The 16,321-nt window shown below is 67.9% G+C and carries 13 protein-coding genes; 9 read left to right on the forward strand and 4 right to left on the reverse strand.

Features of this window, described 5'->3' with window-relative positions; translation table 11 throughout:
- Positions 1 to 51: 51 nt before the first annotated feature.
- From ACXJJ9_RS11080 to rlmH, 3 genes are all read left to right on the forward strand, one after another.
- The gene (locus tag ACXJJ9_RS11080; protein WP_457097239.1) at positions 52 to 1,632 is read left to right on the forward strand and encodes an alkaline phosphatase; all 1,581 of its coding nucleotides are present in this window, start codon (positions 52 to 54) and stop codon (positions 1,630 to 1,632) included.
- A 167-nt stretch (positions 1,633 to 1,799) separates the two neighbouring features.
- The gene (locus tag ACXJJ9_RS11085; protein WP_457097240.1) at positions 1,800 to 2,363 is read left to right on the forward strand and encodes a hypothetical protein; all 564 of its coding nucleotides are present in this window, start codon (positions 1,800 to 1,802) and stop codon (positions 2,361 to 2,363) included.
- Between the two features lie 46 nt (positions 2,364 to 2,409).
- On the forward strand, positions 2,410 to 2,880 hold the full coding sequence (rlmH, locus tag ACXJJ9_RS11090) for a 23S rRNA (pseudouridine(1915)-N(3))-methyltransferase RlmH (protein ID WP_310053465.1): 471 nt from the start codon (positions 2,410 to 2,412) through the stop codon (positions 2,878 to 2,880).
- A gap of 39 nt (positions 2,881 to 2,919) precedes the next feature.
- Here rlmH and ACXJJ9_RS11095 read toward each other — a convergent pair whose 3' ends face one another.
- On the reverse strand, positions 2,920 to 3,609 hold the full coding sequence (locus tag ACXJJ9_RS11095; RefSeq protein ID WP_457097241.1) for an energy transducer TonB: 690 nt from the start codon (positions 3,607 to 3,609) through the stop codon (positions 2,920 to 2,922).
- 138 nt (positions 3,610 to 3,747) lie between these two features.
- Positions 3,748 to 4,488, reverse strand: a complete 741-nt coding sequence (locus ACXJJ9_RS11100) for an SIMPL domain-containing protein (RefSeq protein ID WP_310053463.1) — start codon at positions 4,486 to 4,488, stop codon at positions 3,748 to 3,750.
- A gap of 229 nt (positions 4,489 to 4,717) precedes the next feature.
- On the opposite strand from ACXJJ9_RS11100, the gene ACXJJ9_RS11105 reads away from it, so the two are divergent.
- The 4 genes from ACXJJ9_RS11105 (at position 4,718) to tldD (ending at position 12,369) form a co-directional block, all read left to right on the forward strand.
- Positions 4,718 to 5,308 (forward strand): Maf family protein, encoded by a 591-nt coding sequence (locus tag ACXJJ9_RS11105; RefSeq protein WP_457097242.1) that lies wholly within the window; start codon positions 4,718 to 4,720, stop codon positions 5,306 to 5,308.
- Entirely contained in the window at positions 5,305 to 6,798 is a 1,494-nt protein-coding gene (gene rng / locus ACXJJ9_RS11110) for a ribonuclease G (RefSeq protein WP_457097243.1), read from the forward strand. Before ACXJJ9_RS11105 ends, rng begins: the two co-directional genes overlap by 4 nt.
- Positions 6,799 to 6,888: 90 nt before the next feature.
- A complete protein-coding gene (locus ACXJJ9_RS11115; protein WP_457097244.1) occupies positions 6,889 to 10,731 on the forward strand; it encodes a YhdP family protein in 3,843 nt (1,280 codons plus the stop codon).
- Positions 10,732 to 10,923: 192 nt separating this feature from the next.
- Positions 10,924 to 12,369, forward strand: coding sequence for a metalloprotease TldD (tldD, locus tag ACXJJ9_RS11120; protein WP_457097245.1), 1,446 nt, complete (start codon positions 10,924 to 10,926; stop codon positions 12,367 to 12,369).
- Between the two features lie 7 nt (positions 12,370 to 12,376).
- On the opposite strand, the gene yjgA is transcribed toward tldD, so the two are convergent.
- Positions 12,377 to 12,973: a ribosome biogenesis factor YjgA gene (yjgA, locus tag ACXJJ9_RS11125; RefSeq protein WP_457097246.1), complete on the reverse strand. Its 597-nt coding sequence runs from the start codon at positions 12,971 to 12,973 to the stop codon at positions 12,377 to 12,379.
- A 96-nt stretch (positions 12,974 to 13,069) separates the two neighbouring features.
- On the opposite strand from yjgA, the gene pmbA reads away from it, so the two are divergent.
- Positions 13,070 to 14,437: a metalloprotease PmbA gene (gene pmbA / locus ACXJJ9_RS11130; protein WP_457097492.1), complete on the forward strand. Its 1,368-nt coding sequence runs from the start codon at positions 13,070 to 13,072 to the stop codon at positions 14,435 to 14,437.
- A 95-nt stretch (positions 14,438 to 14,532) separates the two neighbouring features.
- Positions 14,533 to 14,880 carry a DUF4870 domain-containing protein gene (locus ACXJJ9_RS11135; RefSeq protein ID WP_310053453.1) on the forward strand — a complete coding sequence of 116 codons (348 nt, stop codon included), beginning with the start codon at positions 14,533 to 14,535 and terminating at the stop codon, positions 14,878 to 14,880.
- Between the two features lie 84 nt (positions 14,881 to 14,964).
- Here ACXJJ9_RS11135 and ACXJJ9_RS11140 read toward each other — a convergent pair whose 3' ends face one another.
- Positions 14,965 to 16,305, reverse strand: a complete 1,341-nt coding sequence (locus tag ACXJJ9_RS11140; protein ID WP_457097247.1) for a M48 family metalloprotease — start codon at positions 16,303 to 16,305, stop codon at positions 14,965 to 14,967.
- Positions 16,306 to 16,321 lie beyond the last annotated feature (16 nt).

Raw genomic sequence — 16,321 nt, forward strand, 5'->3', positions numbered from 1 at the left:
CGCAACATCCCGCACGCAGGATGGCCGCCTTCCCAGGACGGAGATCCCCCGATGCGCCAATCCCGATTGATGCTGGCCTGTGCGGCCGCAACCGCACTCGTTGCAGCGCCGAGCTTTGCCGAGAGCCCGAAGCAGTGGTACGAGGACGGTGCGCGTGCCGCGCACGATGGCGCCATGCTGCGCGCCAACGATCGTCCGGCGAAGAACGTGATCCTGTTCGTCGGCGATGGCATGGGCCTGTCCACGGTGGCGGCCGCGCGCATCCTCGAAGGCCAGCTCAACGGTCACACCGGCGAGGAGAATTCGCTGAGCTTCGAGCGCTTCCCCTACGTGAGCCTGTCCAAGACCTATTCGGTCGATGGGCAGACGCCGGATTCCGCGCCGACCATGAGCGCGATGATGACGGGCATCAAGACCAACCAGGGCGTGATCGGCGTGACCCAGGCCACGCGCTACAACGACTGCGCCTCCGCGCGCGGACAGGGCGTGGCGACGTTGCTGGAAATGTCCGAAGCCATGGGACTGGCGACCGGCGTGGTCAGCACCGCACGACTGACCCATGCGACACCGGCCGCCACCTATTCGCACACGCCCAACCGCGACTGGGAAAGCGACGCCGAACTCAGCGCGGAAGCCAAGGCCAACGGCTGCAAGGACATCGCGCGCCAGCTGGTCGAATTCCCGTTCGGCGACGGCATCGAAGTCGCGCTCGGCGGTGGCCGCAGTTACTTCCTGCCCAATACCAGCAACGATCCGGAAGACGCCGGCAGCAAGGGCCGCCGCAAGGACGGCCGCAACCTCGCCGAGGAATGGGCGGGCAAGCCGCAGTCGGCGTATGTCTGGAACAAGGCGCAGTTCGACGCGATCGATCCGCGCCGCACGCGCCATCTGCTCGGCCTGTTCGAGCGCTCGCACATGGAATATGAGTACGACCGGCCGACCGACGCAGGCAAGGAACCGAGCCTCGCCGAGATGACCGGCAAGGCCATCGATGTCCTCAACGCCAGCGGCAAGAAGGGCTACTTCCTGATGGTCGAAGCTGGCCGCATCGACCATGCGCACCACGCCGGCAACGCGTTCCGCGCGCTGACCGATGCGATGGAGTTGTCCGATGCGGTGCGCGTGGCACAGAGCAAGGCATCCGCCGCCGACACGCTGATGATAGTTACCGCCGACCACAGCCACGTCTTCACCGTGGCCGGTTATCCGGATCGCGGCAACGACATCCTCGGCAAGGTGGTCAGTGGCGGCCAGGTCGCGCGCGACGCCAACGGCAAGCCGTACACCACGCTCGGCTATGCCAATGGCCCGGGCTATCGTGCTCCGGGTCCGCGCCCGGACCTGACCGCCGTGGATACCACCGCGCCGGCCTTCCTGCAGGAAGCCGCCGTGCCGCTGGAGTCGGAGACCCATGCCGCCGAAGACGTCGCGATCTATGCACGCGGTCCGGGCGCGCACGCATTCCGGGGCGTGGTCGAGCAGAACACGATCTTCCACGTGATGGCGCAATCCGAGCAGGGCGTGAGCGGCTTCCTCTGCAACCTGTATGGCAACTGTGGCAAGGGCAAGAAAGTCGCGCCGCCGCTGATGGTCAGCGACCTGCTCGCGGGCATGGCCAGGCGCGGTCGGTGATGCGCCGCATGCTGCTTCTGTCGTGTCTGCTTGGAGCCGGCCCCGCGTGGGCCGGCTCTGCGGCCACGGAATCACCAGCGGCACCGGCTGCGGTTGCAGGGGCGCCGATTTCACAGGCCCCGATTTCACAGGCCCAGATTTCACAGGCATGGCTCGCCGAATACCGCGTGCACGACGCCCAGGGCGATCGCACCCTGGTGCTGGTGCGCGGCGATGACCGAGTCGAATACCGCCTGGCGGGCGAGCCAGTCCGCGTCTGGGCAAAAGTGGCCGACGGCCTCTTCCATCGCGAAGTGTTCCTCGATGCCGGCCGCGTGGTGAGCTATGCCCCTGGGGACCTGCGCGCGCTGGGCCGCACTCCCGGCTGGCCGCAGCTGAGCCACCTGGTCGATCCGGACCTGCGCGCGCAACTGGGCGAGCGTGGAGTGGCAAAGGTGCGTGCCGCGGACGATGCACAAGCCACGCGCTACCGGGGCGAGGCCCACGGCGTGCCGGTGGAGCTGGACTGGCTGGTTGCCGCCGACCTGCCCGCGACGTATCGCAGCGGCCAGGGCAAGACCCTGTTCGCGGTCGAGCTGCGCTCGCTGCGGCAGATGCCTGTCGCGCAGGCCTTCACGGTCACAGAGGGATTGCGCGAGATCGACTACGCCGACATCGGTGACATGGAGCTGGATCCGTTCGCGCGCCAGTACATCCGTGAAGGCGCGGGCCACGCTGACGCAGGTCACTGACGACAGTCGCAGGCACACTGCGGGTGCGGGCAGCTACCATGCGGTGATGAAAGCGAAACTCATCGCCGTCGGCGAACGCGCGCCGCGCTGGGTAGCCGAAGGGTTCGGCGAGTACCAGAAGCGCCTGTCGCACTGGTTGCCGCTCGACCTGGTCGAGATCGAACCGGGCCTGCGCGGCAAGGGCCGTGATGCCGCGCGCGCGACCCAGGACGAAGGTGCGCGCGTGCTGGCGGCGTTGCCGAAGCAGGCGACCGTCGTCGCGCTGGACGGCCGCGGCAGGACGTGGTCATCGGAACAGCTGGCGCAACGGCTGGAACACTGGCGCGGGCAGGGACGCGATCTTGCCTTCCTGATCGGCGGACCGGAGGGGCATTCGCCCGAGGTGATCACGCGTGCCGACGAACAGTGGTCGCTGGGCCCGCTGACGTTGCCGCACATGCTGGTGCGGCTGGTGCTGGCCGAGCAGCTGTATCGCGCCGCGGCGTTGCTGGCCAACCATCCCTATCACCGGGCGTAAGAACGCTGGCCCGGATGCCGGGCCAGCGTCGTTTGCAGGTTACTGGTTGAGGTTGAACTCCACCGGGACCAGGCCGATGGCCTGCACGGCCCGGCCGTCCTGCATCGCGGGCTTGAAGCGCCACTTCGCCAGCACCTGCCGCTTCGCCGCCGCATCGAGCACGCGGTGGCCGCTGCTGCGTTCGACCTGCACGTCGATCGGCTTGCCATCGACATCCACCAGCACGCGCAGCGTGACCGTGCCGGTGAGCGACTCGCGGATCGCTTCGATCGGGTAGCGCGGGGGTGGGGCGGTTTCGTATCCGAGATGTGCGCCCACCAGCGGTCGGGTGACCGCACCACCCAGGCCGGTGTCGACCTTCGCGATCCGATCGGCATCGATTGCGATGTCACCCGGCAGCGGGTCGACCACGGGTGGCAACTCCAGTTCGATCTTCTGGGGCATTACCGCGGGCGTTGTCGGCACGACGTGAGGCGTGGGAGTTTCGTGGCGCGTCACCGGTATGACGGGCGGCGGCGTCGGCGGATCAATGGGAATGATGATGGGAGGAACGTCAGACTCGGCCATCGGCGGCACATAGGCACTCAACGGTGCCAGCAGCAACAACAGCGCTGCGAGATTGATCGCTATCGCCCCGGCCTCGGCGGAAATACGAGTGAAGTCCAGGCGGGCGAAGTCCAGCTTCCCGATCTGGAAGCGATGCGTGTGAAGAGCGAGGGTGTGAGCCATGTGCCACCTCATGGGTTGTCGTGCATGGATGACAACGCCCGGTCGTGGCGAGCGGGGTTTGATCCTCGAAAAAATTCCTGCCGGCGAAATGAAGAAGGCCCGCAGGTGCGGGCCTTCGCTTGAGGTTGCGGCGACAACTCAGCGGGCGAGTTCGAACACCACGTCCAGGTTGATGCTCAATGTGTTCTCGCCGGGCGACACTGAAGTATCGGATTCCGCCTTCATCGCCACCATGCCGCGCGCCATCGGCATCGGCGGGGCGAAGCGGCCGCTCTCGCTGATGCTGACGATCCGGCGCACCTTCATGCCCAGTGTCTTCGCGTACATGTCGGCGCGCGCCTGCGCGCTCGCGACCGCCTTGCGGCGGGCCTCGTCCAGCGCCTCGTCCTTCTTGTCTACGTCGAAGCTGGGGCCGTTGATCTGGTTGGCGCCGACCGACGCGAGCGTGTCGAGGATCTTGCCGAGCTTGGCGATGTCGCGGACAACGATGCTTACCGTGTTGTTGGCCTCGTAGCCGGTAATCGTGGGCGGCTGGTTCTCGCGGTACTGGTAGGTCGGGTTGAGGTTGATGCCGCTGGTCTGCACGTCCTTGTCGGCGATGCCCGCGGCCTTGATCGCGGCCACGACCTTGGCCATCTGTTCGGCATTGGCGCGCATGGCGGCATTGGCATCGGGGGCGCGCGTGACCACGCCGGTCGACATCGTGGCGATGTCCGGGACCCGCTTGGCTTCGCCCTGGGCCGAGATGTTCAGCAGGGTGCCATCGGTGGCGACATAAGGCGTTGTCTGGGCGTTCGAGGACATTGGCGAGCAGACTCCAAAGGCGAGGAAGGCGGCCAGCGCAAGGGGGCGCAGGGCGAAGCGGGACAGCTGGGGCATGGGGGTCTGACTCCTGTTGGACGGTGGGGGAAGCGCCGGCTGTGCATTGGGCACGATGTGCCGCGCGGGTACGGTAAACGATTCGTGAGCCGGTTCAGGGTTACGTGACCGCCACCGGGGTGGGGTCCAGTCAGCGCGGGTTATCCTTCCGGCACCAGCGAATCAGTCGCCAATAAGAACGCGCCCGGGTCGCGCGCGAGCGCGCCACGGGCCTCCAAGCAAGGTCCCGATGCTCTATCTCGCCTCCCAATCCCCGCGCCGGCGTGAACTGCTGGGCCGCCTGGGCCTGTCGTTCGGCATCATCGACCTCGATGTGCCCGAGCAGCGTGCGCCCGGCGAGCCCGCCGAGGACTACGTGCGCCGCGTCGCCCGCGAGAAGGCCGGTGCCGGTCTGCTCCAGGTGATGGGCAACCCGACCGCCGTGGTATTGGGCAGCGACACCGAGGTCGTGCTCGATGACGAGGTGTTCGGCAAGCCGCGCGACGCCGCGGACGCAGCCGCGATGCTGCGCAGGCTGTCGGGCCGCACCCACCAGGTGATCTCGGCGGTGTCGCTCGTATCGCCCTCGCGCGAAATGCAGACGGTGTCGATTTCCGACGTCAGCTTCGCCGCGTTGACGCAGGCGCAGATCGAGGCGTACCTGGCGGGCGACCAGTGGCAGGGCAAGGCCGGCGCCTATGCGATCCAGGGCTTCGCCGAGACCTTCATCACCCGCCTGAGCGGCAGCTATTCCGGCGTGATGGGGCTGCCCGTGCACGAAACCGCGGCGCTGCTGCGCCAGTTCGGACTCGAACCGGTACCGACGGTGGCCACGCCATGAGCGAAGAGATCCTTGTCAACGTCACCCCGCGCGAGACCCGCGTGGCCGTGGTCGAGAACGGCATGCTGCAGGAGCTCCACATCGAGCGCGGCTGGCGTCGTGGCGTGGTGGGCAACATCTACAAGGGGCGCGTGCAGCGCGTGATGCCGGGCATGCAGGCGGCATTCGTCGAGATCGGCCTGGACCGTGCGGCCTTCCTGCATGCGGCCGACATCGTCAAGCTGTCCCAGGTCGTCGAGGGCGAAGGCGAGGGCGATGCCGCGCCCCTGCCGCCGACGCCGACCCGCCCGATCGCCGAGCTGCTGCGGGAAGGCCAGGACATCATCGTCCAGGTCGTGAAGGACCCGATCGGCAGCAAGGGCGCGCGGCTCACCACGCAGCTCAGCATCCCCTCGCGCTATCTCGTGCTGTTGCCGCGCACACGCGTGGTCGGCGTGTCGGCGCGCATCGAGGACGAGGCCGAGCGCGCGCGCCTGAAGACGCATGTCGCCGCGTTGTCGCCGGCCGGTGCCCACCATGGCTACATCGTGCGCACCAACGCCGAAGGCCAGCCGGAAGAGGCGCTGGCCGAAGACATCGCCTACCTGAACCGCGCCTGGGCGCTGATCGAAGAAAAGTCCGCCAGCGCCCGCGTTGGCGAGCGCGTGTACGAGGACCTGAGCCTGCCGCTGCGGGCCGTACGCGACCTGATGCGCAAGGACGTGGAGAAGGTGAAGGTCGATTCGCGCGAGACCTGCGATCGCCTGCGCACGTTCGCGGCGCAGTACATGCCCGGCCTCGCAGAGAAGATCGAGCATTACACCGGCGCGCGCCCCATATTCGACCTGTACGGGGTCGAGGACGAGATCCAGCGCGCACTGGAGAAGGAAGTGCCGCTGAAGTCCGGTGGCTACCTCGTCATCGACCAGACCGAGGCGATGACGACCATCGATGTGAACACGGGTTCATTCCTGGGACAGCGCAACCTCGAGGAGACCGTCTATCGGACGAACCTCGAGGCCGCGCAGTCGGTCGCCCGTCAGCTCCGCCTGCGTAACCTAGGCGGCATCATCATCATCGACTTCATCGACATGACCGATGCCGAGCACCGCCGGCAGGTGCTGCGTCAGTTGGAGAAGTCGCTCACCCGCGACCACGCCAAGACCACCGTGTACGAATTCTCGCCGCTGGGGCTGGTCGAAATGACCCGCAAGCGCACCACCGAAAGCCTGGAGCGCCAGCTCAGCGAACCCTGCCACGAATGCGGCGGTCGCGGCACGTTGAAGACGCCTGAAACCGTGACCTATGAAATCTTCCGCGAGATCGTGCGCCAGGTACGGCAGTTCGACGCCGCGCGGCTGCTCGTCATCGCCTCGCCCAAGGTCGTCGCGCGCATCACCGACGAGGAATCCGCTTCGGTCGCGGAGCTGGAGGAGTTCCTCGGCAAGTCCATCCGCTTCCAGGCGGACGAGCAGTACGCGCAGGAGCAGTTCGATGTCGTGCTGCTTTGAAAGCGCCGGGGCTCGCAGGCGTCGTACATCATTGCCGAGCTTGCCGACGCTGGAGCGCGAATCCCGCATTTTCGTGAGTGAAGCAGCCTGATGCCCACTCCTATGCGCCGCCGCCTGCGCATGGCCCGTCGTGGCTTCGGCTACACGGGCGCGATCGTGCTCGTAATGATCGCTTTGCTGTTGGGCGTGGCCAGCCAGGTGCTGCCGCTCGTCGAACGGCACCCCGACCGCATCGCCGCGTGGCTGAGCGAACGCGCCGGTCGACCGGTCGCCTTCGATCGCGTCGAGACCGAATGGACCCGGCGCGGCCCGCTGCTGAAGCTGGACAACCTGCGCATCGGCGAGGGCGAGAAGGGCTTCACCATCGGCGACACCGAAATGCTGGTGTCGTTGTATGCCGGCCTGCTGCCGGGACATGCATTCTCGGAGCTGCGCCTGCGTGGCCTCGATCTCACCCTCGAGCGCGCCGACGACGGCCGCTGGCAGGTGCGCGGATTGCCGGGCCAGCAGAAGGCGGGCAGTGATCCGTTCTCCGCGCTGCAGGGGCTGGGCGAGTTGCAGGTGATCGGCGGCAAGCTCGCCGTGCTCGCTCCCTCGCTGGGCGTGGATGCGCACATACCCAAGGTGCACGTGCGCCTGCGCGTGGACGGCGACCGGGTCCGTGCCGGCGTGCGCGCATGGCCGCGACTGGATGCGACCCCGCTCGACGCGGTGCTCGACTTCGACCGCAAGAAGGGCGACGGCCGTGCCTACGCCGGGGCGAAGCGGATCGATCTCGGGGCATGGTCGGCACTGTTGAAGGTGCAGGGCGTGAGCGTCGAAAGTGGCCTCGGCCGTGCCGAAGCCTGGGCCGAATTGCGCGGCAATCGCGTGGCCACCGTCACCGTCGATAGCACCCTCGATGCCGTGGCATTGCGCGGAACTTCCCTCGACGCCGCTGCGGTGCCGCCGCGCCGCCGCTTCGACCATGTCCAGGCGCGCGGGCGGTACCAGCTGATCAAGAGTGGCTGGCGCGTGGATGCGCCCCTGCTGCGCATCGGGCGCGGCGACAAAGAGCAGAAGCTTGACGGCCTGCTGATCGCGGGCGGCGAACAGTACGCGGTGCAGGCGAAGGAAGTCGACGGCGGTCCATTGCTCGCTGCCCTCGCTCTCAGCGACAAGATCCCGCCCGGCCTGCGCCACTGGCTGCAGGCCGCCAAGCCGGTCGTGTCGCTGCACGACGTGGAAATCGCCGGTCGCCGCGGCGGTGCCCTGCGTGCCCACGCGGTCATCCGCGATCTCGGTTTCGATCCGGTCGGCAAGTCGCCGGGTGTGCACGGCCTAAGCGGCCGGATCGACGGCGACGGCAACGGCTTCACCCTGGATTTCGATCCGCAGGCTGAAGTGGGCTTCGACTGGCCGGAAGGCTTCGGTGTCGTGCACACGGTGAAGCTGCGCGGCCAGGCCGGTGGCTGGCGCGAAGGCGCGGGCTGGCGCGTGGGCACCACCGCGTTGCGCATCGACGGGCAGAGCGTGTACGGCGCCATTGGAGCGATTGCGCGCGGTGGATTGTGGTGGCAGGGCGATGGCACGCGACCGTGGATCGACATCGCCGCGGAGATCGACGACACCCGCCTGCCGGCGGCGAAGGGTTTCTGGCTGCGCAAGGACATGCCGGCCAGCGCGGTGCATTGGCTCGACACCGGGCTGGTGGACGGTACGTTGCAGGGCGGCCGCGCGGTGATATCGGGCGACCTCGACGACTGGCCGTTCCGCGACAACACCGGCGTGTTCGAGGCCACGGGCCACATCAGCGACGCGACGATCCGTTTCAACGAGGAATGGCCGGCAGCGCAGGGGCTTGAAGCCGACGCGCGGTTCACCGGCATCGGCTTCGACGTGGTGGGAACCGGCCGCCTCGGCGACGTCGGCATCCGCCACATCGAGGCGCGCATCGACGACTATCGCGGCGGCGCGCTGACGGTGAAGGCCGACGGCGACGGCGACGCGGACCAGCTTCTCGCCGTGCTCAAGCAGAGTCCCTTGCAGAAGGAAAACGCCGACACCTTCGCCAACGTCCGCGCGAGTGGTCCCGCCGATGTGGGGTTTGGCCTGAAGCTGCCGCTGGCGCATGGCAAGGGCGTGGAAATCAGCGGCACGGTTGCGTTGAAGAATGCCAAGCTCGCCGATCCACGCTGGAAGCTCGCCTTCGACCAGGTCAACGGCGAGGCGGTGTATTCGAACGGAGGTTTCAAGGCGGACGGGCTTGCGGTTCGCCAAGAGGGCGAGCCGGGCAAGTTGTCACTGCGCGCCGGCACCCGCTATGTGCGCGACCCGGGTCACGTGTTCGAAGCCGGGCTGGACGCGAGCCTGGGCGCGGTGGAACTGATCGATCGCGCGGAAGACCTGGGCTGGTTGAAGCCCTATCTGTCGGGTCGTTCGCAGTGGACGATCGGCGTCGCCATCCCGCACGCCAAACCGGGCGCCACGACGCAGACCCTGTTGCAGTTGAATTCCAACCTGGTTGGCACTGCGATCACCTTGCCTGCACCGATGCGCAAGGCGGCCGCCACGCCGCTGGCGGCATCGATCCAGACGCCGTTGCCGCTGGGCAGCGGCGACATCCTCGTCGGCCTGGGCAACGTGATGGCGTTGCGTGCCCGCAGCCACCAGGGACAGACCGGCGTGCGCGTGGCGTTGGGTGCGGATCACGTCGATGAGGCCGCGCCGGCCTCGGGACTGATCGCCACCGGTCGCGCCGACACGCTGGAGGCGATCGACTGGATCGCGTTCACGCTCGGCGGCGAGGGCGGAGGCAAGGTCGCGCTGCAACGGATCGACGTCACCGCGCAGCACCTGCAGATGCTGGGCGGTACTTTCCCGGACACGCATCTCGTCGTCGCGCCGGCCGCGCGCGGCGCGATCGCCATCCAGGCCGAAGGCGCCGCCCTGCAGGGCGCGGTGCTCGTGCCGCCGGGCGAAAAGGACACGATTGCCGGACGCCTGGAGCGTGCGTACTGGCGGCCCGCGCCGGCTCCGGCGCCGGCTCCGGCGAGCACGGACAACGCAGGTGCGACGACGACGGTCCGCGACGAAGTCGATCCCGCGAAGATTCCGGCACTGACCCTCGATATCGACGAGCTGCGCCTGGGCGATGCGAAGCTCGGCGTCGCCAAGGTGCGCACGCGGCCGACGGCCGTGGGCATGCGCATCGACCAGTTGCAGACGCGCTCGCCGAAGCAGCGCATCGACCTGAGCGGCGACTGGAGCGGCAAGGGCGCGGCCGCGAACACGCACTTGAAACTCGACGTCGGCAGCGACGATTTCGGGGCGCTGCTGGCCAGCTTCGGCATGGCGAGCCGGCTCGGCGGCGGCGAAGGGAAGGTGACGTTCGAAGCGAGTTGGCCGGGCAAGCCGGTCGAATTCAAGCTCGATGGCCTTGAAGGCAGCCTGGCGCTCGATGTGCGCGAAGGCCGCCTGCTGGAGATCGAGCCCGGCGCCGGTCGCGTGCTGGGCCTGCTCAGCCTCGCGCAGCTGCCGCGGCGCCTGACCCTCGACTTCCGCGACTTCTTCTCCAAGGGCTTCGCCTTCAACGAACTCAAGGGCGCCGTGCATTTCGGCAATGGCCAGGCGCGCAGCGACAAGCTGGTGATCGACGGTCCAGCGGCGACCATCGACATCAGCGGCGCCGCGAACCTGCACGCGCAGAGTTTCGACCAGACCATCGAAGTACGGCCCAAGACCGGCAACCTGCTGACTGCGATCGGGGCGGTGGCGGGTGGCCCGGTCGGAGCGGCCATTGGCGCGGCGGCGAATGTCGTGCTCAACAAGCCGCTGGGCTCGCTGGCTTCCAAGACGTATCGCGTGACCGGGCCGTGGAAGGAACCGAAGGTCGAAGTGATTACGCACGAGGAGAGCCGCGCGGAGGCCACCGCCAGGGTGCCGCAGGGCTGAGGCCGGTTGGATTCGGCCGCCATCGCCTCCATCTGGTCCATGATGGGTGTCCGCGCCAGATCGCGGGCGGCCCATCAGGTCGTCACCGCACCCGCGGGCACAACGCGCCGGCACCGGCCTTCCTGGCCAACAAGTTGCAACTCGCCTGTGTGAAGACGCTCTCGTCTGATCCCCCCACTCCGGCTCCTTTCTATGACCCTACCGATCCAACTCGCCGAGTCCCGCCTCCTGCTGCCCGCAGGCCTCGACACCGGCGGCCTCGAACGCACTTTCGGCACGCTGCTCGGACCGGGCATCGACTTCGGCGACCTGTATTTCCAGCACGCGCGCCGCGAGAGCTGGACGGTGGAGGACGGCATCGTCAAGGAAGGCGCGCACTCGATCGAGCAGGGCGTGGGCGTGCGCGCGATCAGCGGCGAGAAGACCGGTTTCGCCTATTCCGACGAGATCAATACCGCGGCGCTGCTGGAGGCCGCGAAGTCGGCACGCGCCATCGCCCGCGACGGGTCGGCCCGGAATGCGCACGCACTGGTACGGGGCAATGGCCGCTCGCTGTATTCCAGCGACGATCCGATCGATTCGATGGGCAACGAGGAAAAGGTCGAAGCGCTGCGCCGCATCGACCGCTACGTGCGCGCCGCGGATCCGCGCGTGCAGCAGGTGGTGGTGAGCCTGTCGGGTGGCGTCGATACCGTGCTGGTGGCGCGCAGCGACGGCGTGCTCGCCGGCGACGTGCGTCCGCTGGTGCGCTTCAACGTGCAGGTGATCGTCGAGCAGAACGGCCGCCGCGAAAGCGGCTATGCCGGCGGCGGTGGCCGCTACTCGTACGCGGAACTGCTCGGTGGCGGCAGGCCGGAAGCACTGGCCAAGGAAGCGGTCCGGCAGGCGCTGGTGAACCTGGAAGCGATCGATGCACCCGCCGGCGTGATGCCGGTGGTGCTCGGTTCCGGGTGGCCCGGCGTGCTGCTGCACGAAGCCGTGGGGCATGGCCTGGAAGGCGACTTCAACCGCAAGGGCACGTCCACCTATGCCGGCCGCATCGGCCAGCGCGTGGCGTCGCCGGGCGTCACCATCGTCGACGACGGCACGCTGCCGGGTCGCCGGGGTTCGCTCAATGTCGACGACGAAGGCACGCCGACCAACTGCACGACGCTGATCGAGGACGGCGTCCTCGTGGGCTACATGCAGGACACCCTCAATGCGCGCCTGATGGGCATGGAACCGACCGGCAATGGGCGGCGCGAATCCTTCGCGCACCTGCCGATGCCTCGCATGACCAACACCTACATGCTCGCCGGCACGCATGATCCTGAAGAGATGATCCGCTCCGTGTCGAAGGGCCTGTACGCGGTCAACTTCGGCGGCGGCCAGGTCGACATCACTTCGGGCAAATACGTGTTCTCGGCGACCGAGGCCTACCTGATCGAAGACGGCAGGATCACCGCGCCGGTGAAGGGCGCCACGCTGATCGGCAACGGCCCGGAGACCATGCAGCGGGTGAAGATGATCGGCCACGACCTCGCGCTGGATGAGGGCGTGGGCGTGTGCGGCAAGGACGGGCAGAGCGTGCCGGTGGGCGTGGGTCAGCCGTCGCTGCTGATCGAAGCGCTGACGGTAGGCGGCACGCAGGCCGCGTGATCACGGGTCAGTCGCGCCCCTGGCCATGACCGCCCTGATCGCTCCCGGCTTCCGCATCGCCTTCGTCGTCGGCGAATGCATCCTCGCCCTGCAGCAGCAGTTCGCGCAGTTCGCGATACAGCTCGCGGAACGCGCGCGGCGGCTTGTTGCGCTTGCGTTCTTCCAGCGTGTTGCGCACCAGCTGCCGCAGCAGCTGGCGGTCGGCAGCAGGATGTTCGTCCAGCAACTGTGCCAATGCCGCGTCGCCGCCGTCGATCAGGCGTTCGCGCCAGGTCTCGACGCGGTGCATCGCCGCGACTTCGCGCCGGGCCGCGTCGCCTTTTTCGTCCAGCGCGTCCCGGAGCGCTTCCAGGGCTTCGTCGCTCTCGCGGCGCATCTGCTTGGCCAGGTACTGCAACTGGCGTTTGTGCGCGATCTGCGCCGTGATGCGCTTGCATTCGCGGATGTGCGGCAGCAGCGATTCGGGCACGGGCAGCTTGGCGAGTTGGGCCTCGGTCATCGAAACCAGCTTCTCGCCCAGGGCCAGCACCTCCAGCGCTTCACGCCGTTGCTGGCTGCGGCTGGGGCTCAGGAATTCGCCGGTGTCCTCGTCACGACCACGCATCGCACATCACCCGTGTCTTAGCGCCGCGCTGGCGCACTTCGAATACTGCTTCCGGGGCAACCCGGCCAGGAAAACAAGGATAAAGCATTGAACACGATCACTCCCGCCAACGGCGCCCCCGTCACCACGGACGACAGCCAGCCCCGGCTCGACCGCCTCGCCGACATCGCCCAGCGCCTGCTCGAGCGCTGCCGTGCGCAGGGCGCGAGCCAGGCGGAAGTCTCCTGCTCGGAAGAAACGGGCCTGAACGTCAACGTGCGCATGGGCGAAGTCGAGACGGTGGAGGCCACGCGCGACCGCGGCATCGCCGTTACCGTCTATTTCGGCCAGCGCAAGGGCAGCGCCAGCACCGCCGACCTGCGCGAGGACAGCCTGGATTCCACCGTCGAGCAGGCCTGTGCGATCGCGCGCCACACCGAGGACGACGACGCGGCCGGCCTGGCCGATCGCGAACTCATGGCCACCGACCTGCGCGAATTCGACGGCTGGCATCCGTGGGCCATCGAGGCCGACCACGCGATCGATCTCGCGCTGATGTGCGAAGCCGCGGGTCGCGACCTGGACAAGCGCATCGAGAATTCCGACGGCGCCTCGCTGGGCAGCGGCAGCAGCCTCAGCGTGTATGCGAATTCGCACGGGTTCCTCGGTCGCGAACGCAGCACCAACCACAGCATCGGCTGCGCCCTGATCGCGGGGCGTGGCGAGGCGATGCAGCGCGATGGCTGGTACAGCTATGCGCTGGCCGCGGAGGACCTGGAATCGGCCGCGGCCATCGGTCGCCGCGCCGCCGAGCGCGCGGTGTCGCGTCTGGCCCCGCGGCAGGTGCCGACGGGCGCGTATCCGGTGCTGTTCTCCGCCGAAGTCGCGCGCTCCCTGATCGGCCACCTCGTCGGGGCCGTGTCCGGCGGCGCGCTGTATCGCAAGGCCAGCTTCCTCGTCGACAGCGCGGGCAAGGCGCTGTTCCCGGACTGGTTCGCGATCGACGAGCGCCCGTTCCTGTCGCGCGGCCTGCGCTCTTCCGCCTTCGATTCCGAAGGCGTGGCCACGCGCGAAGCGCCGCTGGTCCAGGGCGGCGTGCTGCAGCGTTACGTGCTCGGCAGCTACTCGGCGCGCAAGCTCGGCCTGCGTACCACCGGCAATGCCGGTGGCGTGCACAACCTGCAGGTGGCCGCGAATGCCGGCGGCCTGGATGAGATGCTGCGCGGGATGGAACGGGGCCTGCTGGTCACCGAACTGATGGGGCAGGGCGTGAACACGGTGACCGGCGACTACTCGCGCGGCGCCGCCGGTTTCTGGATCGAGAACGGCGCGATCGCCTATGCCGTCGATGGCATCACCATCGCCGGCAACCTGCGCAGCATGTTCTCCGCCATCGAGGCGGTGGGCACCGACGTCGATCCGAGGTCGCATATCCGCACCGGTTCCATCCTGGTCGGGCGCATGACGGTGGCCGGCGAAAGCTGAGATGCCGTCCCTTGACAGTGGCCGGAGGGGCGCGGGAGAGTGCAGGCATCATCCGTCCGACGGCATGACGCCGTCCTGTTAGGGGAACGCTGGCAATGAACGATATCGCTCAGGAAGAGAAGACCTGGGGCATGCTTGCCCACCTGTCTTCACTGGCCACCTTCATCATCCCGTTCGGCAACGTGCTTGGCCCACTGGTGGTGTGGCTGGTGAAGAAGGACACGATGCCCTTCGTCGCCGACCAGGGCAAGGAAGCGCTGAACTTCAACATCACCGTCGCGATTGCCGCGATCATCAGCTGCATCCTGATGTTCGTCCTCATCGGTTTCCTGCTGATCGCCGTCGTCGCCGCCGGCTGGCTGGTGCTGACCATCCTGGCCTGCATCGAGGCCAACAAGGGCGTGGCTTATCGCTATCCCTTCACACTGCGACTGATCAGCTGACACGCACATCCCGTCCCATGAGAGAACGCCGGCCACTGGCCGGTGTTTTCGTCTGGAGGCCTGCATTGGCGGGCAGCGCCTGCTTCAGTTGCGCTGCTCGTACTGCGCCAGCGCACCGTCGCCATAGCGATCGAGGCGCTCCAGGCGTTCATCCAGCGGCGGATGGGTCTTGTACAACTGCGCGAGCCCGCTCGCACTTCCGCCCATGGCCGCCATCTTCTGCAGCACGGCGTACAACGCCAGCGGGTTCAGGCCGGAACGCGCCAGGTAGATCTGGGCGACTTCGTCCGAGCGGTACTCCGCCTCGCGATCCAGCCCGGTCATCATGATCGTCGCGCCGTGCTTCTCGACGTAACTGCGCGCCATGCTGCCGGCGATGCCGCCACCGGTGCTGACCTGGGAGGCGATGAGGTCCTTTCCCGCCTCCTGGAGTTCCTGCTGGCGTATCACCGTGTAATGGTCGCGATGCACGACGTGGTTGATCTCATGCGCGAGCACGCCTGCGAGTTCCTCGTCGCTGCCCGCCAGTTCGTACATGCCACGCGTCACCAGTACATAGCCGCCCGGTGCGGCGAAGGCATTGATTTCCGGCGTGTCGATCACGCCGAAGGTCCAGGGCAATTCGGGGCGCACGGTCTGCGAGGCCACCCAGCGGCCGATGGTATTGGTGCGTTGCTGCGCCGCCGCGTCGGACCATAGCGGTCGCGCGCCCAGGATGCGGCCGGCGATCTGGGGTCCAAGCGCCAGTTCTTCGTCGAACAGTTCGCCCTCGGACTTCGATGCCGCCTTGTCCGCGATGCCCAGCATGGATTGTGCGGCGCTGCTCAAGCGCCCGAGCAGTCCGCCGACGGCCGAGGTGCCAGCGCGCTTTTCGGCCTGGGTGGCGGTGCCCTGGCCCTTGGCCGCCTGGCCCTCGGCGGCGTACGCCACCTGCGTGGCTTGCCATCCCTTGCCACCGGCCCATGCCGCCGCTGCATCGGAAGTGACGCGATGTCCCTCCATGGCCGCCAGCTGCGCGCCATCGAAGCCGGCGCCACGCAGATCGCTTTCGTCGATGCCGCGCACGCCCGCGGTTTCGCTGACGCGTCCCTTGCCGGCCTTTCCCGTCACCAGCGCGCCGGCGTCGTCGCCCTGCACTGGAGCGGTGGCCGCCATGCGCAGCTCGTTGACGCGTACGTATCCAGTGCCGCCGCCCGCCAGCGTGACGCGGTACCAGAGCCCCTCCTGGCCATCGATCCGCACCTGCGTGTCGCGTGCAAGCGATGTCACTTCCTGCGAGGCGAAATCCGGCTTGGCATGCACGCTCACCTTGGGCTTGTGCACCACCGCCGACATTCCCGTGACGCCGCTTGCGGAGAGTGTTGCGGCGAGTGTTGCGGCGATTGCGAAGCCGGCGCACAGCGACAGCGGCATGAACAGGCGCATCGCGTTCCTCCGTTCC

The sequence above is a fragment of the Lysobacter sp. P5_B9 genome (genome assembly GCF_054049835.1).

Excerpts from the sequence above, each read along its gene's own strand:
- ACXJJ9_RS11080 (WP_457097239.1), top strand. The coding sequence starts at position 52 with ATGCGCCAATCCCGATTGATGCTGGCCTGTGCGGCCGCAACCGCACTC.
- rlmH (WP_310053465.1), top strand. The coding sequence starts at position 2,410 with ATGAAAGCGAAACTCATCGCCGTCGGCGAACGCGCGCCGCGCTGGGTA.
- ACXJJ9_RS11095 (WP_457097241.1), bottom strand. The coding sequence starts at position 3,609 with ATGGCTCACACCCTCGCTCTTCACACGCATCGCTTCCAGATCGGGAAG.
- ACXJJ9_RS11100 (WP_310053463.1), bottom strand. The coding sequence starts at position 4,488 with ATGCCCCAGCTGTCCCGCTTCGCCCTGCGCCCCCTTGCGCTGGCCGCC.
- ACXJJ9_RS11105 (WP_457097242.1), top strand. The coding sequence starts at position 4,718 with ATGCTCTATCTCGCCTCCCAATCCCCGCGCCGGCGTGAACTGCTGGGC.
- rng (WP_457097243.1), top strand. The coding sequence starts at position 5,305 with ATGAGCGAAGAGATCCTTGTCAACGTCACCCCGCGCGAGACCCGCGTG.
- ACXJJ9_RS11115 (WP_457097244.1), top strand. The coding sequence starts at position 6,889 with ATGCCCACTCCTATGCGCCGCCGCCTGCGCATGGCCCGTCGTGGCTTC.
- tldD (WP_457097245.1), top strand. The coding sequence starts at position 10,924 with ATGACCCTACCGATCCAACTCGCCGAGTCCCGCCTCCTGCTGCCCGCA.
- yjgA (WP_457097246.1), bottom strand. The coding sequence starts at position 12,973 with ATGCGTGGTCGTGACGAGGACACCGGCGAATTCCTGAGCCCCAGCCGC.
- ACXJJ9_RS11135 (WP_310053453.1), top strand. The coding sequence starts at position 14,533 with ATGAACGATATCGCTCAGGAAGAGAAGACCTGGGGCATGCTTGCCCAC.
- ACXJJ9_RS11140 (WP_457097247.1), bottom strand. The coding sequence starts at position 16,305 with ATGCGCCTGTTCATGCCGCTGTCGCTGTGCGCCGGCTTCGCAATCGCC.